This window comes from Marinobacter vulgaris, assembly GCF_003344045.1.
GTDB classification, from domain to species: Bacteria; Pseudomonadota; Gammaproteobacteria; order Pseudomonadales; family Oleiphilaceae; genus Marinobacter; species Marinobacter vulgaris.
In genome coordinates this window covers 259,796-285,322 of record NZ_QFWX01000004.1, presented here as the reverse complement: position 1 = coordinate 285,322, position 25,527 = coordinate 259,796, and the positions used below count along the sequence as shown (strand labels likewise).

Sequence of the window (25,527 nt, the reverse complement as noted above, 5' to 3'; positions counted from 1 at the left end):
TTCAGAACTCCGCCACTGTCCGCAGGTGAATATCCCGCTGGGGGAAGGGGATCTGAATACCTGCCTCATGGAGGGCGCGGGTAATAGCGGCGTTGATCTCGTGGGACAGGGGCATGATATCCAGGGGATCGTTCACAAACACCCGCAGTTCGAAATCAATACGGCTATCACCCAGGCCGACGCAGAACACCGCCGGTGCCGGATCATCCACAACCCGCTCGTTGTTCTGGGCCACTTCCGTCAGCAGCTCCTGCACCTGATCCATATCGGAGCCGTAGGCAACACCCACTGGCAAGATAACGCGCGTGATGGAGTCAGAGAGGGTCCAGTTGGTCAGATCCTGGGTCACGAAGGTTTTGTTGGGAATGATCTGCTCCTTGCGATCCCAGTCAACCAGAGTGGTTGCACGAATGCGGATACGCGAGACTGTTCCGGTAATACCCCCGATGGTAACCGTATCTCCCACACGTATGGGGCGCTCGAACAGCAGAATGATGCCGGAGACAAAGTTGGCCACGATTTCCTGAAGGCCAAAACCCAGACCGACACCGAGTGCTGCCACCAGCCACTGCAGCTTGGACCACTGCACTCCGATTACTCCAAGGAAAACCACCACGCCGATAAATACCAGGGTGTAGGTGGTAAGTGTGGTAATGGCATAGCCGGTTCCGGGCTCAAGCTTCATCCGGCTGAGGACCATGACCTCCAGGGTGCCGGGCAGGTTTCGGACCGCAAGTACGGTACCAATACCGACAAACAGTGCCAGCAGCAGGTCTCCCAGAGTAATGGGTAGCGGATCGCCGCCTTCAAGATCGGTGGCGATGGTCCAGAGCGAGATGTTGTCGAACAGCTGCAGGGCTGGAATCAGGCTGGCCCAGAGCAGCCAGAGGCCGGTAATGGCAAGGACGGAAACCAGAATGCGCAGGAGCGCGGTGCTCTGCTGGTTGATATCCTTGAGATCCATTTCAGGCATGTCCAGCGTTTGTGGCACCCCTTCGCCCGAGGATTCTGCGGCTTCCCTGGTTTCGGCGAGCTTGCGTTCCGCCTCGCGGTGCTCCCGCAGGCGCTGCAGGGTCAGGCGACGTTCCCTGACTGAAAGCGCCCGCAGGCCGATGAAAAACAGCATGGCATTGAATGCTATCCAGCAGATGCTGATGAACAGGTTTCGCTCCAGTTCCAGGGCGGTGTAGTGATATCCCAGGAGCGATGCCACCATCAGTACCAGGGGTGAGGCAACCGCCAGTATGTGCAGGAATAACAGCCGCCTGCTCTGTGGTCGGTCGGACCGGACGGCACTCATGATGCGATGCGCGAATGTTGAAAGCGCGATAGATACGGCGGCAAACAGCAACCGCCCGAGACTATCCTCAAATTCGGAACCGCCAGGTGTTGCGGTGGTAGGCATGATAACGGTGATCGGGATGATGACCGCCAGAAGAAACGGAAGCTCCCGACGCAGGGCCCGCAGCGAATCGATATGCCAGTTGAAATGAGTGTCCCCCAGTCCACCCTGACGGGCCACGTTGTGAATCAATGCCAGCAGAAGGGTGACCAGCGCGGCAGTTGCCAGTCCTCCGGACAGAGCGGAAAAAAAGTCGTTGCCCTCCATCAGCAGAAGCGCGGCGATCGCGAACACCAGCACACCGGGCAGTGCCAGCAAGACGCTGTTGGCGAGTGCGTACAGAGTAAAATCGAAGCGATCACGGCCAACATTCCCGACGTACCGGCTGTTGGCCATGAGATTACGCCTGAAAGCGCGACGCTTGATGAGCAGCAGTGCCAGCAGGATCATGAGAAGGGCGACGGGTCCTCCGCGCTCTTCAACCGATTTGCCAATCGCGTCCTTGAGCGGTTCAAGACGCAACTGCGTGGAAAACCAGCCGGCGGCCTCGAAAAGCTCTGTGAGAGTGTCCGCGCCCACAACCGGGGCGCTGGGCAGCCAGAAAAGCCGCTGCTGCAGTAGGGTCTGGTACGCCTCTACTTGCTCCTGCAGGGCAGATACCGTGTTGTAATACTCGTTCAGAGCCTGGATGTGTTCCGTGACCGCCTTGTGCAGTTGCCGTATCAGGCTGGCTCTCTGGCTCCTCAGCTGTTCGCGGGCATCATCGCCGGGGTCGATAACGGCCTCGAACTCCTCCAGCCGAAGCTGTTCCTCGCGCGCTGTCGATAACTGGTTTTCAATGTCACCAATCAGGTCCTCCGCAATGCCCTGCCGTTGTAGCCGTTCAAGCCGTTGTTGCAGGAGGTTCGCGTAGCTACCGGTCAGATTCAGGCCGGCTTTTTCCAGGCGAAGCTCGAAGCTGCTGTATTCGTCTTCAAGTCGGTTGAGAAGTGATTCCGCGTAACTGAGCCGATTGCGGGTGGACTCAACGGCAATAAGTCGTTGGTCCAGAGAGATTCTCAGCGCCTGGATCTGCTGGCGGATATCGGCCGTCTCGGTGTCGGGCAGATCAATCTGTGGTGGTCCTTCGGTACCCGCTTCCAGCTCGGGCTGGACAGCAGGCTTGGCTTCTTCAGGTTCTTCTTTCTCTTCTTTCTCTTCGGTGGCCGTTTCGACACTTTCTTCGCCGGTTTTTTCACCGCCTCCCGGGTCATCCTGCTGGGGGTGGGCCGGCATGGCGGCAAAGCACAGGATAATTGCCAGTATCAGGCCGAGTAACCGAAACCCGCAGGGGGAGCGTGGCCTCTGGTAGATCATGACGTCGCGCTCCTTGCGTCGGGTAGTGAAATCAGGTTTAAGATTAGACTATTCCCACCGGCGGGAGGCTGGCAATGTCACGTGTTAATTATGAATCTCTGTTAATCGGTCTGGTGTTTTTTCTGATTTTGTCCGGTTGCCGGCAAACCAGTGAAACCTCTGCTCTGGATATCGAGCTTACACCGGCCGAGCTGACCTGGGTCGGTGAGCAGGTCTTCCGTAACGAGTGTGCCGGCAGAACAAGCTGTCTGGTTCACTGGAACCAGGGCGAGGCCTTCCCGTCACTGGGAATAGGTCATTTTATCTGGTATCCGACGGGTGTGGACGGACGCTTCGTGGAGAGTTTCCCTGAGCTGATTCGCTTCATGAGGCAGCAATCCATTCCGCTTCCCGAATGGTTGAATGAGCTGGACCCGTTTGATGCACCATGGCCAGACCGTGATGCCTTTATGGCGGCGGATGGCGACAAAGATACCAGTGAAGAGAGTGATGCCACGGTGACCTCGCTGAGGGAGTTTTTGTGGGCCACTCGCGGGATACAGGCGCAATTCATTGTTCGTCGTGCACGAAGCGCACTTGAGCGAGTCCTGGCAGCGGCCCCGGCCTCCAGCAGGGCGACGCTCCGGGAGCATTTAGAGCAATTGATAGCAACGCCCGGCGGAGCCTATGCGGTCATTGATTACGTCAACTTCAAGGGCGAAGGGTTGTCAGCTCAGGAAACCTACCGGGGGCAGGGCTGGGGTCTGCTTCAGGTGCTCCTTGCGATGCCCGAGAATGGCGGACCGGTTCTGGCGGGCTTTCGGGCATCGGCAAGAAACACACTGACACGTCGTGCAGAGCATGCCCCACAAGCCATAGAACGTGAAAAATGGCTACCGGGCTGGCTGGCGAGGATCGAAACTTATCGGGAGCCGGACTAGGAGAGTATCGGGTCAGGGTACATAAAATTGCCTGAAAACTGGTTCATTTGCTGAACTACTTCTATTTTATAGATGAGCGTTCACAAATGCCGGCTCCTGAGCCGCTGGCGGCGCCAGTGCACTGAATCAAGGCGTTGGCCGCACCGCATAGTGGCTTGTTGGTGTTATCGAGGAATGCTCAAGAAAAAACAAATACTATAAATCAATGAGTTAGCGAGTCTGGCTCGCAAATTGCTAAAAGTCAGTTGCTCCTCTAACCAACGGAATTTCGGAGAACCACAATGAAGAATACCAAGTCGATTGCCATCGGCGCAGTCATGCTGTGCGGCTTGTTTTCTGTCTCGGCCGCCTCCGCGGCAACGACGCTCGAGAGCGTCAAGGAAAATGGTCATTTACAGTGCGGTGTGACCAGTGGCCTGCCGGGCTTTTCCCAGCCGGATGACAAGGGTAACTGGACCGGTATCGACGTTGATACCTGTCGGGCGGTTGCCGCTGCGATTTTTGGCGATGCCCAAGCCGTTGAATTCACTCCACTGACCGCAAAGGAGCGTCTGACCGCATTGCAGTCCGGCGAGATCGACATGCTGTCCCGGAACACCACCTGGACGCTGACCCGTGACGCGTCTCTCGGTCTGAACTTCACTGGTACCAACTACTACGATGGCCAGGGTTTCCTGATCAACAAGGATATTGGCGTTGATGACGCTACCCAGCTTAATGGAGCAACCATCTGTATACAGGCGGGCACCACCACCGAGTTGAATCTGTCGGACTACTTCAGGTCCAAAGGTATGGAATACCAGCCCATTGTTTTTGATACCTCGGAGCAGACGGTCCAGGGCTTCGCCGCAGGTCGCTGTGACGTGTTGACCTCTGACCGTTCGCAGCTGGCAGCGCTGCGCTCCAAGCTGAGCGATCCGAGTTCTGCCAAGATCCTGCCGAACACCATCTCCAAGGAGCCGCTGGGGCCTGTAGTGCGTCAGGGTGACGACCAGTGGTTCAACATCGTCAAGTGGGTGCTGTTTGCCCAGATCAACGCAGAAGAGCTGGGCATTACCAGCGACAACGTTGAAGACATGCTGAAATCAGACAACCCTAACGTACAGCGCTTGCTGGGCACCGATGGTGACATGGGCGCCAAGCTGGGACTGCGCGATGATTTCGGTCACCAGATCGTCAAGCTGGTTGGTAACTATGGCGAAATGTATGACCGTAACGTTGGTCCGGACACTCCGCTTGGGCTGGATCGTGGCCTGAATGCGTTGTGGACTGAAGGCGGTATCCTTTACGCGCCTCCACTTCGCTAAACCTGAAAGCGAACAGCGGGCGGTGCGGGTTTTCCGCCTGCCCGCTGTTTTCGTGATTTGTTTCATCGCGGTTCAGCTTTCCGGGAAGCTCCATGAAAAAACAGACTGTTGATTCAAGACCGGCAGGGCCCAAGCCCTGGTACGATCCTCGAATACGTTCCATCTTTTTTCAGTTTATCGCCATTGCCCTTGTTTTCTGGGGCGGCTGGACGCTGGTCGATAACACCCTTTCGAATATGGAAAGCCGGGGCATCAGTACCGGCTTTGGCTTTCTGGATGAGACCGCAGGCTTCGGCATCATCATGTCTCTGGTACCTTATGACGCCACCATGACCTATGGCCGGACCTTTCTTGTAGGTCTCATGAATACATTGCTGGTTTCGGCAATGGGCATTGTAGCGGCCACGATTCTCGGTTTTATTATTGGCGTGGCACGATTATCCAGCAACTGGCTTGTAGCCAAGCTCGCGCTGGTATACATCGAGGTTATTCGCAACATCCCACTGCTCCTGCAGATCTTTTTCTGGTATTTCGCTGTTCTTGGCAGCTTGCCTTCGCCACGGCAAAGCGTAGAGGTGGCTGACAGCTTTTTCCTGAACAATCGGGGGCTCTATCTACCGGAGCCAATGCCGCAGGAAGGTTTTGGCCTGGTTTGGGGCGCTGTCATTGCGGCCATAGTCGTGGTAATCGGTCTGCGTGCCTGGGCAAAGAAACGCCAGCTTGCAACCGGCCAGATATTCCCCACCTTCAAAGTGGGCGTCGCCATTCTGGTGATTCTGCCCACGGTGGGTTACCTGGCCGCCGGCGCACCCCTCGAGTGGGAGTTCCCCGCACTTAAAGGCTTCAACTTCGGTGGTGGCATCACCATCATTCCTGAGCTGGCGGCCCTGTGGATTGCGCTGTCTCTTTACACCGCAAGTTTTATTGCCGAGATCGTACGTTCCGGCATTCTGTCGGTCAGTAAAGGGCAGACTGAGGCAGCCAAGGCCCTCGGGATACCTAACAGCCTGACTCTGCGCCTGGTGGTGATCCCCCAGGCAATGCGGGTGATTATCCCCCCGCTTACGAGTCAATACCTGAACCTGACCAAGAACTCCTCGCTGGCGACTGCAATCGGCTATCCCGACCTGGTCGCGGTGTTCATGGGCACAACCCTGAACCAGACTGGCCAGGCGGTGGAAGTGGTGGCCATCACCATGGCGGTGTATCTCACCATCAGTCTGGCAATTTCCCTGTTCATGAACATCTATAACAGGGCTGCGGCGATTAAGGAGCGATGATGGCTGAGCCAATGTTAAAACCACCGAAAAGCGCAATCAGCCCCATAACCTGGGTGCGCCAGAATCTGTTCTCAGGCTGGTACAACACCCTGCTGACACTGGTTGTCGGCTATCTTTTGGTAATTGGCGTGGGGCCCGTTTTCAGCTGGCTGTTTTTTGACGCCACTTTCCTTGGCAGCGGGCCGAGTGACTGTACCGGCACAGGTGCCTGTTGGCTGTTCATCAGTGAACGGCTGAACTTCTTCATCTACGGATTTTACCCCGATGATCTGCAGTGGCGGGTAGATGTGATGTTCGGTCTGCTGGCACTGTCCTTTGTGCCGCAGTTCATTGAGCGTTTTCCCGGTCGCAAGTGGTTTGGTCTGTTTGGCCTGACCGGCCTGCCGGTTGTGGGCTACTTTCTGGTTCCTGGCGGCAACTTCGGGCTGGAAGTGGTGGAAAGCAGCAAGTGGGGCGGCCTGATGTTGACCCTGATCCTTGCCTACATCGGCATTCTTGCCTCGCTGCCCATTGGCATAGTGCTGGCGCTTGGCCGGCGGTCGGAGATGCCGATTATCCGCGGCATCTGCGTGGTGTTTATTGAAGTCTGGAGGGCTGTGCCGCTTATAACGGTACTGTTCATGGCGTCGGTCATGCTGCCGCTGTTCCTGCCGGATGGCATGAATTTCGAAAAGCTGATGCGGGCGCTGATCGGTATCACGCTCTGGCAGTCTGCCTACATGGCGGAGGTCATCCGTGGTGGCCTGCAGGCGATCCCCAGAGGGCAGTATGAAGCGGCGGATGCACTTGGGCTTGGCTACTGGAAGAAAACCGGGCTGATCATTCTGCCGCAGGCACTGAAAATGGTTATCCCGGGCATCGTTAACACCTTCATATCGCTTTTCAAGGACACCACGCTGGTGCTTATCATCGGCCTGTTCGACATTCTCGGTACCGTGCAGTCGACGATAACGGACCCCGCCTGGCAGAACGTTGCGATAGAAGGTTACGTGTTCGTGGCTTTCTGTTTCTGGGTCTTCTGCTTCGGCATCTCCCGCTACAGCCAGAACCTTGAACGCAAACTAGACACCGGTCACAGGACCTGATGGGCACCATTATGACAGAACAAACCCAGGCAACTGATCCAAAAAAACCGGTCCCGAGTCAGACTGAAAACAAGCCTGACATCATCCGGGTCGAGGGCATGAATAAATGGTACGGGGACTTCCACGTACTCAAGGATCTGAACCTTAATGTCCGGCAGGGCGAACGGATCGTCATCTGTGGCCCATCCGGGTCCGGGAAGTCGACGTTCATCCGTTGCATCAACCGGCTGGAGGAGCATCAGCAGGGCAAGATCATCGTCGATAACATCGAACTCACGGATGATATCCGCAATATCGATACGGTACGTCGTGAGGTCGGCATGGTGTTCCAGCACTTCAACCTGTTCCCGCACCTGACGGTACTGGAGAACTGCTGCCTGTCGCCGATCTGGGTTCGCAAAACTCCCAGAAAAGCGGCTGAGGAGGCGGCCATGGAATATCTTGAGCGGGTCAAGATTCCGGACCAGGCCAACAAGTTCCCCGGCCAGCTTTCCGGCGGTCAGCAGCAGCGTGTTGCCATTGCCCGGGCACTGTGCATGAAGCCGAAAATCATGCTGTTTGATGAGCCTACATCGGCGCTGGATCCTGAAATGATCAAGGAAGTGCTGGACGTGATGATCGAACTTGCTGGCAGCGGCATGACCATGATCTGTGTGACCCATGAGATGGGCTTCGCCAAAACCGTGGCAGACCGGGTGATTTTCATGGATGGTGGTGAGATTGTGGAAGAAGCGCCGCCTCACGAATTTTTCACCAATCCACAAGAGCCCCGGACCCAGAAGTTTCTGGAACAGATTCTCCAGCACTGACAGCGGACATACTGGTCAAGCCGATCGGCCTGACCGGTGCCTCACAGAGGCTGCTTTTTCAGGATCGGATCCTGGTCGGGGCCGGTTTCGAGCCACCAGACATTGTCTCCCCAGTCCCCAAGTACAATCCGCGTTGCCGGCTCGCCGCCGACCTCCAGCTGATGAACGGCCGGGCGATGGGTGTGGCCATGTATCAGGCGCCGGACGCCGTGAGTCTCCATTTCCCTCACCACCTCATCCGGGGTTACATCCATGATGAACTCTTCCTTGCCCTTGTTCTTGGCCATGCTGATTTCCCGCAGCTGGCGGGCCATCTGCTGGCGCTCTGCCAGCGGGCGCTGAAGGATCATCCGCTGCCATTGCGGATTGCGCATATTGGCGCGGAATTTCTGGTATTCCACATCGGCAGTGCACAGGCTATCGCCGTGCATGAGCAGGGTGAGGGTACCATACAGGTCCACCACCGTGGGGTCGTCCAGCAGGGTGGCGCCGATACGGTTGCAGTAGTCTTCGCCAATCAGGAAATCCCGGTTGCCGTGCATCAGAAACAGTTCTGTGCCGCTATCGCTGACTGCCCGCAGGGCTTTGGCCACCTGCTCCTGTAAGGGTGTGTGCTCATCGTCACCAATCCACGCCTCGAAAAAGTCTCCGAGAATGTAGAGCTTTTCTGCACCCAGTGCCTTCTGGTCCAGGAAAGCCAGGAACGCGTCGGTGATATCCGGTCGGGACTCTTCCAGGTGCAGATCCGAGATAAACAGCGTGGTCACGCCGCGCCTCCGTCCTCTACAACCTCGGCTTTTTCAATCACCACGTCTTCGGCGGGAACGTCCTGGTGGCCGGAACGCATGGTGGTGCGGACGGAGCGAATGGCATTGACGGTATCCATGCCTTCGGCAACCTTACCGAACACACAGTAGCCCCAGCCTTCGGCGTTTTCGGCGGTATGATCGAGGAAGCCGTTGTTCTCGACATTAATAAAGAACTGCGCGGTGGCGGAGTGTGGGTCCATAGTGCGGGCCATGGCCACAGTACCCTGCATGTTGCTAAGGCCGTTATTGGCCTCGTTGCGGATCGGTTTGCCGGATTTACGCGGATTCATTCCCGGCTCGAAACCACCGCCCTGGATCATGAAATTGGGAATCACACGGTGAAAAATAAGACCGTCGTAGAAGCCATCGCGAACATACTGCTCAAAGTTTTTGGCAGTCTCCGGGGCGTTGTCGTAGTCCAGTTCCAGTTTGATATCACCGTGGGATGTTTTCAGCAGAATCATCAGGGTTTCCTGTTCAAATGGGTATAAAAAGCAACGTTGGGCTTATTGTACTGAAGAGTTTGTACGCGTGCATGAGTTAGGCAATGATTTGTGAGTATAATACGCGGTTTCAGACCCACACCCTATGATTGAGATTGTATGAGCGCCGAGTCAAAGAAAGCCCATAACTTCATCCAGAGCCTGATCGAGGACGCCATTGCCAAAGGCGAGCACACAGGCAAGGTGGTGACACGGTTTCCGCCGGAGCCCAACGGTTACCTGCACATCGGTCACGCCAAGTCGATCTGCCTGAATTTCGGCATTGCCGAAACGTTTGACGGTGTATGCACTTTGCGGTTTGACGATACCAACCCGGAGAAGGAATCCCAGGAGTACATCGACGCCATCAAGCAGGATGTTCATTGGCTGGGCTATGAATGGGCCGGTGAGGTGCGTTATGCCTCCGATTATTTTGACGCCATATACGACTTCGCCGTTGAGCTTATTGAGCGTGGCAAGGCCTATGTGTGCGCGCTGACGGCCGACCAGATGGCTGAATATCGCGGCACCCTGAAAGAGCCGGGACAGAATAGCCCCTATCGTGAACGCCCGGTGGAAGAAAACCTGCAGCTGTTCCGCGATATGCGCGACGGCAAGTACCAGAACGGCAAGGTGGTACTGCGCGCCAAAATTGATATGGCGTCTCCGAATATCAATCTACGTGACCCGATCCTTTACCGGATTCGCTACGCTGACCATCACCAGACCGGTGACAAGTGGTGCATCTACCCGATGTACGACTTCACCCACCCGATTTCCGACGCCATGGAGGGGATTACCCACTCACTGTGCACCCTGGAATTTGAGGATCATCGCCCGCTTTACGACTGGGTTCTGGAAAACATCTCCGCTCCCTGCCAGCCGCGCCAGATCGAATTCGCGCGGCTGAATCTGAACTACACCATTACCAGCAAGCGCAAACTCAAGCGGCTGGTGGACGAGGGTTTCGTGGACGGCTGGAACGACCCCCGCATGCCCACTATTTCCGGCCTGCGCCGGCGCGGCTATACTCCCGAATCCATTCGCACCTTCTGCGACATGATCGGTGTCAACAAAGCCGGTGGCACGGTCGACATGGGTATGCTGGAACACGCCATTCGCGAAGACCTGAACACCCGCGCACCCCGCGCCATGTGCGTAATGCGCCCGCTGAAAGTGACACTGACCAATTACCCGGAAGACAGGACCGAAACCCTGGTACTGCCGGTACATCCCCAGAACCCGGACATGGGCGAGCGGGAAGTGACCTGGAGCCAGACCCTCTACATCGATCTGGAAGACTTCGCCGAAGAGCCACCACGGAAGTGGAAGCGTCTGGCTCCTGACCAGGCGGTTCGCCTGCGCGGCGGTTATGTGATGACCTGTCGTGAGGTCATTCGTGACGAGGCTGGTGAGGTCGTTGAACTTAAATGCGAGTACGACCCGAGCACTTTGGGTGTAAATCCCGAAGGCTACAAACCTAATGGCGTCGTTCACTGGGTGTCAGCGACAGATAGCGTTGAGACGGATATTAACCAGTACGACCGGTTGTTTAACCACGAGTCGCCGGACAGTGACAAAGAGACCGATTTTGTAGACTCGATCAATCCGGAATCTCTGGTGGTCCTAAAGGGCGCCAGGGTAGAGAAGAGCTTGGCCCAGCCCCGTACTGACCTGCCGTATCAGTTTGAGCGCGAGGGCTACTTCTTCTGTGACCAGGAACTGACCGGCGCAGCTGGCCGCCCGGTATTCAACCGAACGGTGACTCTTCGCGATTCCTGGGGAAAGGGCAAATAGCAACTAGAGGCATGAAAAAGTCGGGGGAGCGGCCTGGCGGCGACCTGCACCAATACTCAATAAATCGGACAAACAACGAGCATCAAGTGATTAGAATCTACAACACCCTTAGTCAGAAGAAGGAAGAGTTCCAGCCGATCGAGCCAGGAAAGGTTCGCATGTACGTGTGTGGCATGACGGTGTACGACTATTGCCATCTGGGGCATGCGAGGGTGTTGGTGGCCTTTGATGTAATCACGCGGTATCTTCGTCACAGTGGATACGATGTTCACTACGTGCGCAACATCACCGACATAGACGACAAGATCCTCCGTCGCGCTGATGAGAACGGTGAAGTTTATAGCGATCTCACCAGGCGCATGATCAAGGCCATGCACGAGGATGAGGCCAAACTGGGCGTTCTGTCGCCGACAGAAGAGCCCTGTGCAACCGACTACATCAATGACATTGTGGCGATGATCCACAAGCTGGTCACCAGCGGTCACGCCTATGCCGCGGATAACGGTGATGTGTACTTTTCTGTGGAGTCATACCCGGACTACGGAAAGCTCAGCAAGAAAAAGCTTGAGGATCTGGTGGCCGGTGCCCGGGTGGATGTCCAGGAGGCCAAGCGCAGCCCTGCCGACTTTGTGCTCTGGAAAGCCGCAAAGCCGGGTGAGGTGAGCTGGCCATCGCCCTGGGGTGACGGCAGGCCCGGGTGGCACATTGAGTGCTCAGCGATGTCCAACCGATGCCTGGGAGAGACCTTTGATATCCACGGTGGCGGGCCGGACCTTCTGTTCCCCCACCATGAGAACGAAATTGCCCAGTCCGAGTGTGCCAACGGCCACACCTTTGTGAACACCTGGATGCACGCCGGTGCTATTCGTGTGAACAAGGAAAAAATGTCCAAGTCCCTGGGCAACTTCTTTACCATCCGGGAAATCTTCGAAAAATACGCGCCGGAAGTGGTGCGTTATTTCCTGGTTTCCAGCCATTACCGCAGCCAGGTGGATTACTCGGAAGAGAACCTGGCAGAAGCGGGACACACCCTGGCCAGGTTTTACCACGCCCTGCGGGGCCTTGTGCCAGCCAAGGATGTGGCGGAAACCGAACATGACCGCCACTTTGCCGAGGCCATGGACGATGATTTCAATACCGCAGGCGCCATCGCGGTGCTTCACGCCGTTGTTAACGAGATCAATCAGTACCGCCGCGACGGTCATGATGACAGGGCGGCTGAGGGCGCTGCGGTGCTGGTGCGGCTCGGGCGCATTCTTGGGCTGCTACAGCAGGATCCGGAAGCATTCTTCCAGGCTGATATTGGCGGTGAGTTCAGTGCAGACGATATCGAAGCCATGATCCAGGCCCGGGCTGACGCGCGGAAACAGAAGGATTTTGCCGAAGCAGACCGTATCCGTGACCAACTGGCGGATAACGGCATTATTCTTGACGACAGCCGCGAGGGAACCAGCTGGCGCCGGGGATAAGTCTAACCAAAAGTCGGGTTGAAGGCACGGGAATGACCTTGTAGGGAAAATCCCGTACAATGTTGCCCTCGATTTATAACGGCCCTTGCACAGAAACCTGTTGAAAGGGCGGGGAATACAGTAACTCACTGAGGCAAACAACGATGACAGAACGCGTACAAATCGGCGGCCTTCAGGTCGCGAAGAACCTGTTCGATTTCGTTAATAATGAGGCGATCCCGGGCACCGGTGTTGATTCTGACAAATTCTGGTCCGAGTTCGACAAGATTGTTCATGACCTGGCACCCCGTAATAAAGAGCTGCTCGCCAAGCGCGATGCCATCCAGGAAAAAATGGATGCATGGAATCGCGACCACAAAGGCCAGAAACTCGACATGACCGAGTACAGGTCTTTCCTCAAAGACATCGGTTATCTGGTAGACGAGCCCGGCGACTTCACGATTTCTACTTCGAACGTGGATCCTGAGGTGGCTACCATGGCCGGCCCCCAGCTGGTGGTTCCGGTAATGAATGCCCGTTTCGCGCTGAACGCTGCCAATGCCCGCTGGGGCAGCCTTTATGACGCGCTCTATGGCACCGATGCCATTTCCGAGGAAGACGGTGCCGAGAAAGGCCGTGGCTATAATCCGGTACGTGGCGCCAAGGTTATCGAGTTCGCCCGCGACCTGCTGGACAGCTCCGCGCCGCTGGCCTCTGGCACCCACAAGGATGCGGTCCTTTATGCTGTTGCGGATGGCAAGCTGGTGGTCAAGCTGCAGAATGGCGAGTCCACTGGCCTGAAAGACGAGGCCGGTTTTGTCGGTTACACCGGTGCTGCTGATGCGCCCACCGGCGTGCTGCTGGTCAAGAACGGTATGCACTTTGAGATTCAGATCGACGCCAGCCACCCGATCGGCAAGGACGACGGTGCTCACGTCAAGGATGTGTTGATGGAGTCCGCGCTGACCACCATTATGGACTGTGAAGACTCCGTTGCCGCCGTTGATGCGGACGACAAGGCGTTGGCTTGCCGCAACTGGCTGGGCCTTATGAAGGGCAATCTGGAAGAGACCTTCGAGAAAGGCGGTCAGCAGATGACCCGCAAGATGCACGAAGACCGGGCCTACACCAAACCGGGCGGCGGTGAGCTGGTGCTGAAAGGCCGCAGCCTGATGTTCGTGCGCAACGTTGGTCACCTGATGACGAACCCGGCGATCCTGTTGAACGACGGTAGCGAAGTGCCTGAAGGACTGATGGACGGCCTGTTGACCTCGCTGATTGCGATTCATGACCTGAAAGGCACCGGCAAGCTTCAGAACAGCACTGCCGGTTCGGTGTACATCGTCAAGCCGAAAATGCACGGTCCGGAAGAAGTGGCGTTCACCAACGAGTTTTTCGGGCGCGTGGAAGATGCTCTCGGCCTGCCTGCTTTCACCCTGAAAGTTGGCATCATGGACGAGGAGCGCCGCACAACCGTTAACCTCAAGTCCTGTATCCATGCCGCCAAGGAACGCGCCGTGTTCATTAACACCGGCTTCCTGGACCGCACCGGTGACGAAATCCACACCTCCATGGAGCTGGGACCGTTCATGCGCAAGGGCGCAATGAAGCAGGCGACCTGGATCCAGGCCTATGAACAGTGGAACGTGGACATTGGCCTGGAAACCGGTTTCCGTGGCGTAGCCCAGATCGGTAAAGGCATGTGGGCCATGCCGGACCTGATGGCGGGCATGCTGGAGGCCAAGATTGGCCACCCGAAAGCCGGCGCAAACACCGCCTGGGTGCCATCACCGACCGCAGCGACACTGCACGCCACCCATTATCACCAGGTCAGCGTTGCCGATATCCAGAAAGAACTGGAAAGCCGCCCCCGTGCCAACCTGGATGACATCCTGACCGTTCCGGTCATGGACGATCCCAAGTCCCTGTCAGCCGAAGAAATCCAGCAGGAGCTGGACAACAATGCCCAGGGTATCCTCGGGTACGTGGTGCGCTGGATCGACAGCGGTGTCGGCTGCTCCAAAGTGCCGGACATCAATGATGTAGGCCTGATGGAAGACCGTGCCACACTGCGTATCGCCTCACAGCTGCTGACCAACTGGCTCTACCATGGTATCTGCAGTGAAGAGCAGATCCACGAAACCATGAAGCGCATGGCCGCCGTGGTCGATCGCCAGAATGCCAACGATCCGTCCTACCGCGCCATGGCGCCGGAGTTTGACGGTAGCATTGCGTTCCAGGCAGCCATGGATCTGGTGCTGAAGGGTCGCGAGCAGCCGAATGGTTATACCGAGCCGTTGCTGCACGCGTATCGTCTGAAGGCGAAAGAGAAGTACGGTCAGTAATCGCCCGGCCACAAAAAAACCCCGCGATTGCGGGGTTTTTTGTGGCCGGTGCTTTTTGCAGTGGTTCGATTTTTTTGGTCACCGACCACTCGCGCCTGATCCGACAGCCGGTCTCAATCCTTATGCAATTCATTCGCCGCATAAAGCGTATTCTGCAGCAACGTGGCAATCGTCATCGGCCCCACGCCACCTGGAACCGGCGTGATATAAGCTGCCCGTTCTGAAGCGGTCGCAAAATCCACATCTCCTCGCAACTTGCCGTCTTCCATGCGGTTGATGCCCACATCAATCACCGTCGCCCCGGGCTTGACCCACTCGCCTTTGATCAGCCCTGGCCTGCCAACTGCAGCGATCAGTATGTCGGCTTCACTGACGAATTTTTCCAGGTTATCAGTAAAACGGTGGCATACCGTCACCGTTGCGCCTTTTAGCAGCAGTTCCATGGTCATGGGGCGGCCAACGATATTGGATGCCCCCACTATAACCGCGTGCTGGCCTTTGTAAGGGGTGCCAATGCTGTCCAGCAGGGTGATGACGCCGGCAGGTGTGCAGGGCCTCAGGGCGGGCTTGCGCTGCACCAGGCGGCCGATGTTGTAGGGATGGAACCCGTCCACATCCTTGTCCGGGCGTATCTTCAGCAGAATGGGGTCTGCATCCATGTGTGCCGGCAGCGGAAGCTGTACCAGAATACCGTCTATGTCAGGGTTCGCATTGAGCTCGTCCACCAGTGCTTCCAATGCCACCTGGGACGTGTCTTCCGGCAGGTCGTAAGAAAGCGACATGATACCTGCCTCATCGCAGGCCCTGCGCTTGTTGCCCACATAAACCTGAGAGGCAGGGTCGCTGCCGACCAGCACCACCGCCAGTCCCGGGGCACGGAGTCCCTGCTGTTTACGGGCTTCTGTCCCCGCCGCGACTTGCTGGCGCACGGCGGCGGCGATTTCTTTTCCATTAATCAGTTTGGCGCTCATGTCATTGTCTTGTCGGTTGTGCGAAAATAAAGGCGTCGCATTGTCTCATGCTTGGGGGCTGCCGCCAATCGGTGGGCGAAAAGCCCAATTGCGTGTTGACGGATCGGTTCGGCGCGGGTAATATGCGCGCCAACTTTGCTGAGGTTTCTGTTGTTCAGTTTAGACGGGGTATAGCGCAGTCTGGTAGCGCGCCTGCTTTGGGAGCAGGATGTCGGGAGTTCGAATCTCTCTACCCCGACCACTTTCTGAATGTTCAGGTGGGCGAACGGTTCATGCGCCCGTAGCTCAGCTGGATAGAGCATCGGCCTTCTAAGCCGGTGGCCGCAGGTTCGAGTCCTGCCGGGCGCGCCATGCCGCAGACGGTCTGATCCGTCCCGGAGACACCGAATCAGCAAAGTTATGTGGAGTATTGGTCGGGCTTGCCCGGCGATAGTCTGGATGTGGTGGACGTAGCTCAGTTGGTAGAGCTCAGGATTGTGACTCCTGCGGTCGAGGGTTCGATCCCCTTCGTCCACCCCAATTTTTTCCCTTGTGATTCACGGTTGATTTCCGCTGTTGCGGAGTTCTACGCTTGTGTTCAAGCCTGTGGATTCGCGCATCCTGTGCGAGCGTGGCGGAACTGGTAGACGCGCTGGATTTAGGTTCCAGTGGGGCAACCCGTGAGAGTTCGAGTCTCTCCGCTCGCACCATTTTATCCTCTTGGTTCTTTCCCCTTTTTTCAGATCTGATCTGTCTGTCATCCTCTGTCGCAAAAGAGCCTTTATCAGGTGATTCTCTCGACATGGTAAACCGTGATAAACTAGCTGCTTTTAAATTTACGTCCTTTTCCGGGAATTCGCCCTGAACAGGACTTTTGGTTTTACTTTCATTCACATACCGAACCTGTAATTTGAGGATCTTCCATGCAAGTGTCTGTTGAAACGACCTCCAACATCGAACGTCGGATGACGATTGGTGTGCCCGCCCAGGAAATCGACCAGGCGGTCCAGAAGCGCCTGCAGGAAACCGCACGCACAGTCAAGATGAACGGTTTCCGTCCGGGCAAGGTGCCCATGAGTGTGGTGAAGCGTCGTTTTGGTGACAGCGTCCGTCAGGAAATTGTCGGCGAGGTCATGCGTGATAACTACATCAAGGCACTACAGGAGCAGGACATCAATCCGGCGGGCTGGCCCAAGTTTGAGCCGAAAACCATGGAAGAGGGTAAAGACCTCGAATTCGTGGCCGTTTTTGAGGTGTTGCCGGAAGTGGAGCTGGGTGATTTCAGCAAGATCTCCGTTGAAAAGCCTAAGGCCGAGATTACCGACAAAGACGTCGACAACATGATTGACAACCTGCGCCGCCAGCAGGCCACCATGAAATCCGTCAAGCGCAAGTCCAAGAACAAGGACGTGGTGCTGATCGACTTCAAAGGCTTTGTGGACGGTGAGGAGTTCGAAGGTGGCGCCGCAGAGAACCACAAGCTGACTCTGGGTTCCGGCCAGATGATACCCGGTTTTGAGAAGGGCATCGTGGGCGGCAAGGCAGGTGAAGAGTTCGAGATCGAAGTGACCTTCCCTGAGGATTACCAGAACGAAGAGCTGGCGGGTAAGCCGGCGAAGTTCGAGATCAAGATTAATGACGTTCAGGAACCCCAGCTTCCGGAACTAGACGCCGAGTTCTTCAAGAAATTCGGTATCGACGCGGAAGATGAGGCCACGTTCCGTGAAGAAGTCCAGAAGAATATGGAACGCGAGCTTAAACAGGCTGTCTCCAACAAGGTCAAGAACGACGTTGTTGAGGGTCTGCTTGAGAGCACCGAGCTTGAAGTACCCACGTCCCTGGTAGACCAGGAGATTGACCGCCTGCGCCAGGATGCAGTGCAGCGTTTCGGTGGCCAGATTGATCCCCAGCAGTTGCCCAAGGAAATCTTTGAGGAGCAGGCTCGCCGTCGTGTGAAGACCGGCCTGTTGTTCCAGGAAGTTGTCAAGCAGAACGACCTGAAAGCAGATCCGGCGAAAGTGGATGAAAAGATCCAGGAAATCGCATCAACGTATGAACAACCAGAGGAAGTTGTTGCGCATTTCAACAGCAGCCCGGACCAGAAGCAGCAGATCGAGTCGTCTGTGCTTGAAGACGCGGTTGTTGACCTGATTCTGGAACAGGCCCAGGTTACCGAGAAGAAGCTCAAGTACGAAGAGGCTATTCAGGCCGGTCAACAGCAGCAGGGCTAATGGCCGCGGGGACAAATGAAGTGAGTGTCCCCGGCATGCACTAAGTGAAGCAGCCGGCATGTCCGGCTGTTTTCATCTAGCCTCAGTGCTGGCAGAGTAACGGTCAGTGCGAAGCGCAGCTGATTTATAACGCGGTGGCAGCCCAGCGCCACCTTATTGTCCAGAAAGGAGTTCACGCGCATCATGACGCAGAAACCAATCGATGGCCCTTCAATGGTTACCAATTCCGGCCTGGTGCCAATCGTTATTGAGCAAACCGCCCGGGGCGAGCGTTCTTTTGACATTTTTTCCCGTCTGCTCAAGGAACGGGTAATCTTTCTGGTAGGCCCGGTTGAAGATCATATGGCCAACCTGGTCGTGGCCCAGTTGCTGTTCCTGGAGTCCGAAAACCCCGACAAGGACATCCATCTTTATATCAACAGCCCGGGCGGATCTGTTACTGCTGGTATGTCCATTTACGACACCATGCAGTTTATCAAGCCGGATGTGGCGACCTTGTGTGTGGGCCAGGCGGCCAGCATGGGTGCGTTTCTGCTGGCGGGCGGTGCCGAAGGCAAGCGTGCCTGTCTGCCGAATTCCCGGGTCATGATCCATCAGCCTCTGGGCGGTTATCAGGGTCAGGCGACGGATATCGAGATCCATACCCGCGAAATTCTGAAGATCCGTCATACCCTGAATTCAATCCTTGCTCACCATACCGGGCAGAAACTTGAGACCATAGCCAAGGATACGGATCGGGATAATTTTATGGATCCGCAGCAGGCGAAAGACTATGGCCTGATTGATTCTATACTTGATAAGCGTGTACCGAATAAATAATACTGAAGGTAATCGCAACATTCCCTGCCGGCGTATTGAGGTGACTGCGTCGGTAAACCAAGCTCAGAGGTATTTCAATGGCAGATGAAAGAAACGGCAGAGGCGACGATAACGGCAAGTTGCTGTACTGCTCGTTTTGTGGAAAGAGCCAGCATGAAGTCCGTAAGCTCATTGCAGGGCCCTCGGTGTTCATCTGCGACGAATGCGTCGACCTGTGCAATGACATTATCCGGGAGGAAATCCAGGAGAATGCCCAGGAAGAGGCCAGCGATCGTCTTCCGACACCCGCCGAAATCCGCGACACACTCAATGAGTATGTGATCGGCCAGGACCGCGCAAAGGTTGTGCTCTCAGTGGCGGTCTACAACCACTACAAGCGCTTGCGCTACGGCGAAGGCAAGGCCGAGGTTGAGCTTGGCAAAAGCAACATACTGCTGATTGGCCCGACCGGTAGCGGTAAAACGCTGCTTGCCGAGACCCTGGCCCGTATGCTGAACGTGCCGTTCACGATTGCCGACGCTACCACGCTGACCGAAGCGGGTTACGTGGGTGAGGACGTCGAGAACATTATTCAGAAGCTTCTTCAGAAGTGCGATTACGATGTCGACAAGGCCCAGCGCGGTATTGTCTACATCGATGAAATCGACAAGATCTCCCGCAAATCTGACAATCCGTCCATAACGCGGGACGTTTCCGGCGAGGGTGTTCAGCAGGCCCTGCTCAAGTTGATCGAAGGTACGGTGGCTTCGGTTCCGCCCCAGGGCGGCCGCAAGCATCCGCAGCAGGAATTTTTGCAGGTGGACACCGGAAACATGCTATTCATTTGCGGTGGTGCCTTTGCGGGCCTGGACAAGGTGATTCAGGAGCGCTCGGATCGCAGCAGTATCGGATTTTCAGCTACGGTGAAAAGCCCGGAAGACATCAAGAATACCGGTGACATCATCAAGGATGTCGAGACAGAAGATCTGGTGAAGTATGGCCTGATTCCAGAGTTTGTTGGTCGTCTGCCTGTGGTCGCGACACTGACGGAACTGGATGAAGACGCGCTTGTCCAAATCCTTACAGAACCCAAAAACGCCCTTACCAAGCAGTATCAGAAGCTGTTTGATATGGAAGGTGTGGAACTGGACTTCCGTGACGACGCACTCCGTGCCGTTGCCCGGAAAGCCATGATCCGCAAAACCGGCGCCCGGGGCTTGCGTTCGATCATGGAGGCGACGTTGCTGGATACCATGTATCAGATTCCATCCGAGCATGATGTTTCCAAGGTCGTCATTGATGAAAGCGTGATCAACGGCCAGTCAGAGCCTTTCAAGATCTACGACAGCAGCGATCACGCAAAAGCGGTTCCCGAAGACTGAGACTCAGGGCTTCGACTGTGAAAAAGGGCGGCGACGCCCTTTTTTTATGCCTGCAAGCCGCTGGAAAGGCTGCATCAAACCGTAAAAAGATTGCAATTTCTGCTGTTGCCCCAAAGAAGGGTGATATGCTGAATTAAACACCGTCAGAGGATTTTCTATGACCCTGATACCTGAAGAATCTGTGCAAGAATACCCGCTGTTACCACTGAGAGACGTGGTGGTATTCCCGCACATGGTGGTGCCGCTATTCGTGGGCCGCGAAAAGTCCATACAGGCGCTGGAATCCGCCATGGAGGGCAACAAGGAAATCCTGCTGGTTGCCCAGAGAGATGCTTCCACCGATGAGCCCGGCCCGGATGACGTATTTGCCATGGGCACCGTTGCGACGGTATTGCAGATGCTTCGACTGCCGGACGGCACGGTCAAGGTTCTGGTTGAGGGCAACGCCCGGGCGACCATAACTCATATTGACGATGGTGAATTCCTGGCCGGCAAGGCCATGTTGATGGATGAGGACTCCCTTCCGGCACGGGAAGAGGAAGTGCTGGTCCAGACCCTGATGGACGAGTTCGAAAAGTACGTCAAACTCTCCAGAAAAGTCCCGTCGGAAGTGTCCAATGCACTCACGGGCATTACCGAACTTGAGCGCCTGGCGGATACTATGGCTGCTCATCTGGAGCTGAAAATTCCTGAGAAGCAGGAGCTGCTGGAAGCGCTGGAAATCCGTCAGCGCGTGGATCTTTTGCTGAGCAAGCTGGATGGGGAAATTGACCTGATCGAGGTTGAAAAGCGCATCCGCGGCCGCGTCAAGAAGCAGATGGAACGCAGCCAGCGGGAGTACTATCTCAACGAGCAGATGAAAGCGATCCAGAAGGAGATGGGCAGTCTCGGCGAAGGTAATAACGACTTCGAAGAGCTCGAGCAGAAGCTGGAAGAAGCCAGCCTGCCGGAAGAGGCTCGCAAGAAAACCGAGGCGGAGCTTAACAAGCTCAAGATGATGTCGCCCATGTCCGCCGAAGCGACGGTCGTGCGTGGCTATATTGACTGGATGCTGGCCATTCCCTGGAAAAAACGCAGTCGCGTTCGCCATGACATCGAAAAAGCCCGTGAAATTCTTGATGAAGATCACTACGGTCTCGATGAGGTCAAGAAGCGTATTCTGGAGTATCTGGCGGTCCAGAGCCGGGTGAAGAAGGTCAAGGGTCCTGTTTTGTGTCTGGTAGGCCCCCCTGGCGTGGGCAAGACCTCTCTGGGTCAATCCATTGCCCGCGCGACCAATCGCAAGTACACCCGTATGGCACTTGGCGGCGTGCGTGATGAGGCCGAGATTCGCGGCCATCGCAAAACCTACATTGGGGCACTGCCGGGCAAGCTGTTGCAGAAGTTGTCCAAGGTAGGCGTAAAAAACCCGCTGTTCCTGTTTGATGAAATCGACAAGATGGGTATGGACCACCGTGGTGATCCCGCGTCGGCGCTTCTCGAAGTGCTGGATCCGGAACAGAACCACACCTTCAACGATCATTACCTGGAGGTGGACTACGATCTGTCGGATGTGATGTTCGTTTGTACATCGAACTCCATGGACATTCCATCGGCGTTGCTGGACCGCATGGAAATTATCCGTATCCCGGGTTATACCGAAGATGAGAAGGTCAACATTGCTCTCAAGTATCTGTTGCCAAAACAGATAAAGGCTAATGGCCTGCGCAAGAACGAGCTTGAGATACCGAAAGAGACACTTCGTGACCTGATCCGTTACTACACCCGTGAGGCGGGCGTACGTGGGCTGGAGCGGGAGATTGCGAAGCTCTGCCGTAAGGTGGTACGTGATCACGTGGAAACCGGTGACAAGGCCTCTGTCACTCTGACGCCGGAGATGCTTGAGGATTACTCGGGTGTCAAGAAGTTCAAGTATGGTCTGGCCGAGGAGAAGAACCAGGTCGGACAGGTTACCGGACTTGCCTGGACTCAGGTTGGCGGCGAATTGCTGACGCTGGAATGCGCCCTGACCAGGGGCAAGGGCCGGGTCATCAAGACCGGCTCCCTGGGTGACGTCATGCAGGAGTCAATTCAGGCGGCGTTGACAGTGGTCAGAAGCCGGGCGGTTGGCCTGGGCATCAGTGATGATTTCCACGAAAAGCACGATCTTCACGTTCACGTTCCCGAGGGTGCCACGCCAAAAGACGGCCCCAGCGCCGGTGTTGGCATGTGTACGGCACTGGTTTCTGCATTGACCCAGATTCCGGTCCGGGCGGATGTAGCGATGACCGGTGAGATCACCCTCCGGGGTCGTGTACTGCCGATCGGCGGGCTCAAGGAAAAGCTGTTGGCGGCGCATCGCGGCGGCATCAAGACAGTCATCATTCCTGATGAAAACGTTCGTGATCTCAGGGAGATACCGGATAACATCAAGGAGTCTCTGGAGATTCGTCCGGTCAAGTGGATTGACGAGGTTCTGGATATTGCACTGGCCTATCCGCCGGAGCCGCTCACCGAAGATTCATCATCTGAGAAGGCTGCCAGCAAGCCCCGGGATGATGATGGTGAGGCTGCAGAGCGCATAAATACACATTAAACACACGCAGCGTTGTTGACACGCGAGAGAGCCCATTGGTATAACTGTTTCGCCGTGAAGCAGCCAATATCAAGGGCTCCCGCGCTGTTAATGCCTATTCCGGACACCGGTTAGTAGCCGCAAGGAATAAAAATAGTGAAGAATGGAATTCTCTGACTGCTTATGCGATAGTCGGGAACTTCCAGGAAACAACAAACCAACCTATAACATCTTCAACCTGAAATCGAAGGGGTTTAGTGTGAATAAGTCCGAACTGATTGATGCAATTGCAGAATCTGCAGATATTTCCAAAGCCGCTGCTGGCCGTGCTCTGGATGCCATGACCACCTCCATTACCGGCGCTCTGAAAAAAGGCGATCAGGTTACGCTGATTGGTTTTGGTACTTTCTCTGTTAAGGAGCGTGCTGCGCGCACCGGCCGTAACCCGCAGACCGGTGCCGAGATCAAGATCCCGGCCTCCAAAGTGCCTGGGTTCAAGGCAGGTAAGGCCCTGAAGGACGCCGTTAAGTAACGGCAGCTTTCATCTGGCAGCACCCGGAATGACGGGGGTTGCTGGAGCGGTTGGCCCGGTGGCAATACCGCAGTCAGCCAGCTCCGATGAATTCAAGGCGCATTCCTGAATGAATGCGCCTTTTTACGTTATGAGACCCTCACAGACATAGATCAGGGATCCGGGAGAAACATGCTTCAAGATATTCGGGATAATGCCCAGGGCACCATTGCCAAAGTTATTATCGGCCTTCTGATCGTTTCGCTTTCGATCTGGGGAATGGACGCGATTGTCGGTGGGTTTTCCGGCGAACCAGAGGTGGCAACGGTTAACGGAGAAGACATCACCGAGCGGGAGTTCCTCCGGGTTGTGCAACTGGAAAGCCAACGCCGTCTTTCGGAGATGGACACTCCGGATCCTTCGCTTCTGAACGAAGACCAGATACGCCAGGACGTTCTCGACTCCCTGATCCAGCAACAGGTTATGACCCAGGATGCCGCAGAACAGGGGCTGCAGCTCTCCGATGCGGACATCGACTCCCTGATTACCCAGATGCCCCAGTTTCAGGTCGATGGTACGTTCAATCGTGACCGTTTTGTATCAGCAGTCAGGAACATGGGAATGGGCGTTGGCGAATTCCGGGAAACCATGCGCCAGCAGTATGTGGTCAATCAGATTCGCGCCGGTATCGCCCAGAGCGGTCTGGTAACCGGTGAAAACGTGGCACAGTTGCTGCGCATTCAGAACCAGACACGGGACTTCCGTGTTATCACTATTCCGGCGGATTCTGTGAGCGATCAGGTACAGGTTACGGACGCGGATATTGAAGCCTATTATCAAGACAATCAGGAGGCTTTCCAGCAGCCTGAGAGCGTGGACGCCCGGTATATCGTGCTGTCCCTGGAAGCACTTGCGGAAAACGTCGACATCAGCGATGGCGAGTTGCGTGAATATTATGACCAGCGTTCTTCCGAGCTGGCCAGGGAGGAGCGTCGTGCCTCCCATATCCTGATCGAGGATGGTGAAGACGCCGATGAAACCATGGCGACCATTCAGGAGCGCCTGGCCGCAGGAGAATCCTTCGCTGAACTCGCTGAAGAATTCTCCGTCGATACCTTCTCTGCAGAGCAGGGCGGCGACCTGGGTTTTGCAGAGCGTGGGGTTTACGACCCGGCCTTTGAGGAAGCCCTGTTTGCTCTTGAAGAGGGCGAGGTATCCGAGCCTGTATCGACCAGTTTCGGTATTCATCTGATCAAGCTCGAGGAAGTCCAGAAAACAGAGCCGCCATCTCTTGCCGAGCTGGAAGACGAGCTCCGCCGCGAACTGGCACAGCGGGAGGCCACCGAACGGTTTGCCGAGGTGCGCTCCGAGCTCGCCGATCTGGCCTATGCGGCGGATGACCTGGCGAGCCCTGCCGAGGAACTGGGCCTTGAGGTACGTGAAAAGAGTGGTATCACCCGAGACGGCGGCGAAGCACCTTTTGACCACGCGGGACTGGTCCGCCAGTTGTTTTCTGAAGACGTACTCAACGACGGCTTCAACACTGAGCTCATTGATGTTGGCGACAATATGTCCGTTGTCGCGCGAGTCGGCGAATACCATGCGGCGCAGCAACAGCCGCTGGACGAAGTGGCCGATGAGATCCGCGCCGCACTGACCCGTCAGAAGACCCGTGAAGCACTGGAGGACCGTGCTGACTCGATTATCGCCGACCTCGCTTCAGGGGCAAGCGTGGAGGAGCTGGGTCTTGGCGAGTGGCAGTCCTATGAGGACCAGTCCAGAAGCAACTCCGCACTTGGTGGTGCTGTGATGTCAGAGGTTTTTTCACTCCAGCGCCCCGATGACGGTGGTAATGTCTATGGTTCGGTGATGCGGGATGACAGCATGGCCATTGTGGCCCTGGATGAGGTCAACGACGGTGAAGTCAATCGTGATGGTCAGGAGTTCCGCCAACTTCGCAGTTTCCTGGCCTCGCTGGAAGGTCAGCGGGAGTATCGGGCCTACCAGCAGTACCTGCGGGACAACGCAGAAGTGGAGCGGCCATAATCAAAAAGGCACTCCTGGTGGGTGCCCTGCTTATGTTCTGAACGAGAGACCCGGGCAAATGTCCCGGGTCTTTTG

The 25,527-nt window shown here is 56.1% G+C and carries 18 protein-coding genes and 4 tRNA genes; 18 read left to right on the top strand and 4 right to left on the bottom strand.

The window, feature by feature from the left end; genetic code table 11:
- Position 1: 1 nt before the first annotated feature.
- Positions 2 to 2,698 carry a mechanosensitive ion channel domain-containing protein gene (locus DIT71_RS10410; RefSeq protein ID WP_227538057.1) on the bottom strand — a complete coding sequence of 899 codons (2,697 nt, stop codon included), beginning with the start codon at positions 2,696 to 2,698 and terminating at the stop codon, positions 2 to 4.
- Between the two features lie 74 nt (positions 2,699 to 2,772).
- On the opposite strand from DIT71_RS10410, the gene DIT71_RS10405 reads away from it, so the two are divergent.
- From DIT71_RS10405 to DIT71_RS10385, 5 genes are all read left to right on the top strand, one after another.
- Complete coding sequence (locus tag DIT71_RS10405; RefSeq protein ID WP_114613146.1) at positions 2,773 to 3,618, top strand: hypothetical protein; 846 nt, start codon at positions 2,773 to 2,775, stop codon at positions 3,616 to 3,618.
- Between the two features lie 281 nt (positions 3,619 to 3,899).
- A complete protein-coding gene (locus DIT71_RS10400) occupies positions 3,900 to 4,925 on the top strand; it encodes an amino acid ABC transporter substrate-binding protein (RefSeq protein ID WP_114613145.1) in 1,026 nt (341 codons plus the stop codon).
- Between the two features lie 92 nt (positions 4,926 to 5,017).
- Positions 5,018 to 6,205, top strand: a complete 1,188-nt coding sequence (locus DIT71_RS10395; protein ID WP_114613144.1) for an amino acid ABC transporter permease — start codon at positions 5,018 to 5,020, stop codon at positions 6,203 to 6,205.
- Complete coding sequence (locus DIT71_RS10390) at positions 6,205 to 7,290, top strand: amino acid ABC transporter permease (RefSeq protein WP_114613143.1); 1,086 nt, start codon at positions 6,205 to 6,207, stop codon at positions 7,288 to 7,290. The genes DIT71_RS10395 and DIT71_RS10390 overlap by 1 nt, the downstream gene beginning before the upstream one ends.
- A gap of 98 nt (positions 7,291 to 7,388) precedes the next feature.
- Positions 7,389 to 8,099 (top strand): amino acid ABC transporter ATP-binding protein, encoded by a 711-nt coding sequence (locus DIT71_RS10385; RefSeq protein ID WP_199490995.1) that lies wholly within the window; start codon positions 7,389 to 7,391, stop codon positions 8,097 to 8,099.
- Between the two features lie 41 nt (positions 8,100 to 8,140).
- On the opposite strand, the gene lpxH is transcribed toward DIT71_RS10385, so the two are convergent.
- Entirely contained in the window at positions 8,141 to 8,866 is a 726-nt protein-coding gene (gene lpxH, locus DIT71_RS10380; protein WP_114613142.1) for a UDP-2,3-diacylglucosamine diphosphatase, read from the bottom strand.
- A complete protein-coding gene (locus DIT71_RS10375; RefSeq protein ID WP_114613141.1) occupies positions 8,863 to 9,372 on the bottom strand; it encodes a peptidylprolyl isomerase in 510 nt (169 codons plus the stop codon). The genes lpxH and DIT71_RS10375 overlap by 4 nt, the downstream gene beginning before the upstream one ends.
- A gap of 138 nt (positions 9,373 to 9,510) precedes the next feature.
- Between DIT71_RS10375 and DIT71_RS10370 the strand changes: the two genes are divergently transcribed.
- From DIT71_RS10370 to DIT71_RS10360, 3 genes are all read left to right on the top strand, one after another.
- Entirely contained in the window at positions 9,511 to 11,187 is a 1,677-nt protein-coding gene (locus tag DIT71_RS10370; RefSeq protein WP_114613140.1) for a glutamine--tRNA ligase/YqeY domain fusion protein, read from the top strand.
- An 86-nt stretch (positions 11,188 to 11,273) separates the two neighbouring features.
- Complete coding sequence (cysS, locus tag DIT71_RS10365; protein WP_114613325.1) at positions 11,274 to 12,656, top strand: cysteine--tRNA ligase; 1,383 nt, start codon at positions 11,274 to 11,276, stop codon at positions 12,654 to 12,656.
- Positions 12,657 to 12,799: 143 nt separating this feature from the next.
- Positions 12,800 to 14,980 carry a malate synthase G gene (locus DIT71_RS10360; RefSeq protein WP_114613139.1) on the top strand — a complete coding sequence of 727 codons (2,181 nt, stop codon included), beginning with the start codon at positions 12,800 to 12,802 and terminating at the stop codon, positions 14,978 to 14,980.
- A gap of 113 nt (positions 14,981 to 15,093) precedes the next feature.
- Here the strand turns inward: DIT71_RS10360 and folD are convergent, their stop codons facing one another.
- Positions 15,094 to 15,951 carry a bifunctional methylenetetrahydrofolate dehydrogenase/methenyltetrahydrofolate cyclohydrolase FolD gene (folD, locus tag DIT71_RS10355; RefSeq protein WP_114613138.1) on the bottom strand — a complete coding sequence of 286 codons (858 nt, stop codon included), beginning with the start codon at positions 15,949 to 15,951 and terminating at the stop codon, positions 15,094 to 15,096.
- A gap of 164 nt (positions 15,952 to 16,115) precedes the next feature.
- On the opposite strand from folD, the gene DIT71_RS10350 reads away from it, so the two are divergent.
- From DIT71_RS10350 to DIT71_RS10305, 10 genes are all read left to right on the top strand, one after another.
- Positions 16,116 to 16,192, top strand: a tRNA-Pro gene (locus tag DIT71_RS10350).
- Between the two features lie 33 nt (positions 16,193 to 16,225).
- Positions 16,226 to 16,302 (top strand) — tRNA-Arg (locus tag DIT71_RS10345).
- Positions 16,303 to 16,394: 92 nt separating this feature from the next.
- Positions 16,395 to 16,470, top strand: a tRNA-His gene (locus tag DIT71_RS10340).
- Positions 16,471 to 16,555: 85 nt separating this feature from the next.
- Positions 16,556 to 16,640, top strand: a tRNA-Leu gene (locus DIT71_RS10335).
- A 213-nt stretch (positions 16,641 to 16,853) separates the two neighbouring features.
- The gene (gene tig, locus DIT71_RS10330) at positions 16,854 to 18,161 is read left to right on the top strand and encodes a trigger factor (RefSeq protein ID WP_114613137.1); all 1,308 of its coding nucleotides are present in this window, start codon (positions 16,854 to 16,856) and stop codon (positions 18,159 to 18,161) included.
- Positions 18,162 to 18,344: 183 nt separating this feature from the next.
- Complete coding sequence (gene clpP / locus DIT71_RS10325; RefSeq protein ID WP_114613136.1) at positions 18,345 to 18,980, top strand: ATP-dependent Clp endopeptidase proteolytic subunit ClpP; 636 nt, start codon at positions 18,345 to 18,347, stop codon at positions 18,978 to 18,980.
- Positions 18,981 to 19,057: 77 nt separating this feature from the next.
- A complete protein-coding gene (gene clpX, locus DIT71_RS10320) occupies positions 19,058 to 20,341 on the top strand; it encodes an ATP-dependent Clp protease ATP-binding subunit ClpX (protein ID WP_114613135.1) in 1,284 nt (427 codons plus the stop codon).
- 157 nt (positions 20,342 to 20,498) lie between these two features.
- On the top strand, positions 20,499 to 22,916 hold the full coding sequence (gene lon / locus DIT71_RS10315; protein ID WP_114613134.1) for an endopeptidase La: 2,418 nt from the start codon (positions 20,499 to 20,501) through the stop codon (positions 22,914 to 22,916).
- A gap of 238 nt (positions 22,917 to 23,154) precedes the next feature.
- Positions 23,155 to 23,427, top strand: coding sequence for an HU family DNA-binding protein (locus DIT71_RS10310; protein ID WP_027832426.1), 273 nt, complete (start codon positions 23,155 to 23,157; stop codon positions 23,425 to 23,427).
- 171 nt (positions 23,428 to 23,598) lie between these two features.
- Positions 23,599 to 25,452 (top strand): SurA N-terminal domain-containing protein, encoded by a 1,854-nt coding sequence (locus DIT71_RS10305; protein WP_114613133.1) that lies wholly within the window; start codon positions 23,599 to 23,601, stop codon positions 25,450 to 25,452.
- Positions 25,453 to 25,527 lie beyond the last annotated feature (75 nt).

Bases quoted from the DNA above. Each gene is read 5' to 3' on its own strand.
- DIT71_RS10410 (WP_227538057.1), bottom strand. From the start codon at position 2,698: ATGATCTACCAGAGGCCACGCTCCCCCTGCGGGTTTCGGTTACTCGGC.
- DIT71_RS10405 (WP_114613146.1), top strand. From the start codon at position 2,773: ATGTCACGTGTTAATTATGAATCTCTGTTAATCGGTCTGGTGTTTTTT.
- DIT71_RS10400 (WP_114613145.1), top strand. From the start codon at position 3,900: ATGAAGAATACCAAGTCGATTGCCATCGGCGCAGTCATGCTGTGCGGC.
- DIT71_RS10395 (WP_114613144.1), top strand. From the start codon at position 5,018: ATGAAAAAACAGACTGTTGATTCAAGACCGGCAGGGCCCAAGCCCTGG.
- DIT71_RS10390 (WP_114613143.1), top strand. From the start codon at position 6,205: ATGGCTGAGCCAATGTTAAAACCACCGAAAAGCGCAATCAGCCCCATA.
- DIT71_RS10385 (WP_199490995.1), top strand. From the start codon at position 7,389: ATGAATAAATGGTACGGGGACTTCCACGTACTCAAGGATCTGAACCTT.
- DIT71_RS10375 (WP_114613141.1), bottom strand. From the start codon at position 9,372: ATGATTCTGCTGAAAACATCCCACGGTGATATCAAACTGGAACTGGAC.
- DIT71_RS10370 (WP_114613140.1), top strand. From the start codon at position 9,511: ATGAGCGCCGAGTCAAAGAAAGCCCATAACTTCATCCAGAGCCTGATC.
- DIT71_RS10360 (WP_114613139.1), top strand. From the start codon at position 12,800: ATGACAGAACGCGTACAAATCGGCGGCCTTCAGGTCGCGAAGAACCTG.
- folD (WP_114613138.1), bottom strand. From the start codon at position 15,951: ATGAGCGCCAAACTGATTAATGGAAAAGAAATCGCCGCCGCCGTGCGC.
- tig (WP_114613137.1), top strand. From the start codon at position 16,854: ATGCAAGTGTCTGTTGAAACGACCTCCAACATCGAACGTCGGATGACG.
- clpP (WP_114613136.1), top strand. From the start codon at position 18,345: ATGACGCAGAAACCAATCGATGGCCCTTCAATGGTTACCAATTCCGGC.
- clpX (WP_114613135.1), top strand. From the start codon at position 19,058: ATGGCAGATGAAAGAAACGGCAGAGGCGACGATAACGGCAAGTTGCTG.
- lon (WP_114613134.1), top strand. From the start codon at position 20,499: ATGACCCTGATACCTGAAGAATCTGTGCAAGAATACCCGCTGTTACCA.
- DIT71_RS10305 (WP_114613133.1), top strand. From the start codon at position 23,599: ATGCTTCAAGATATTCGGGATAATGCCCAGGGCACCATTGCCAAAGTT.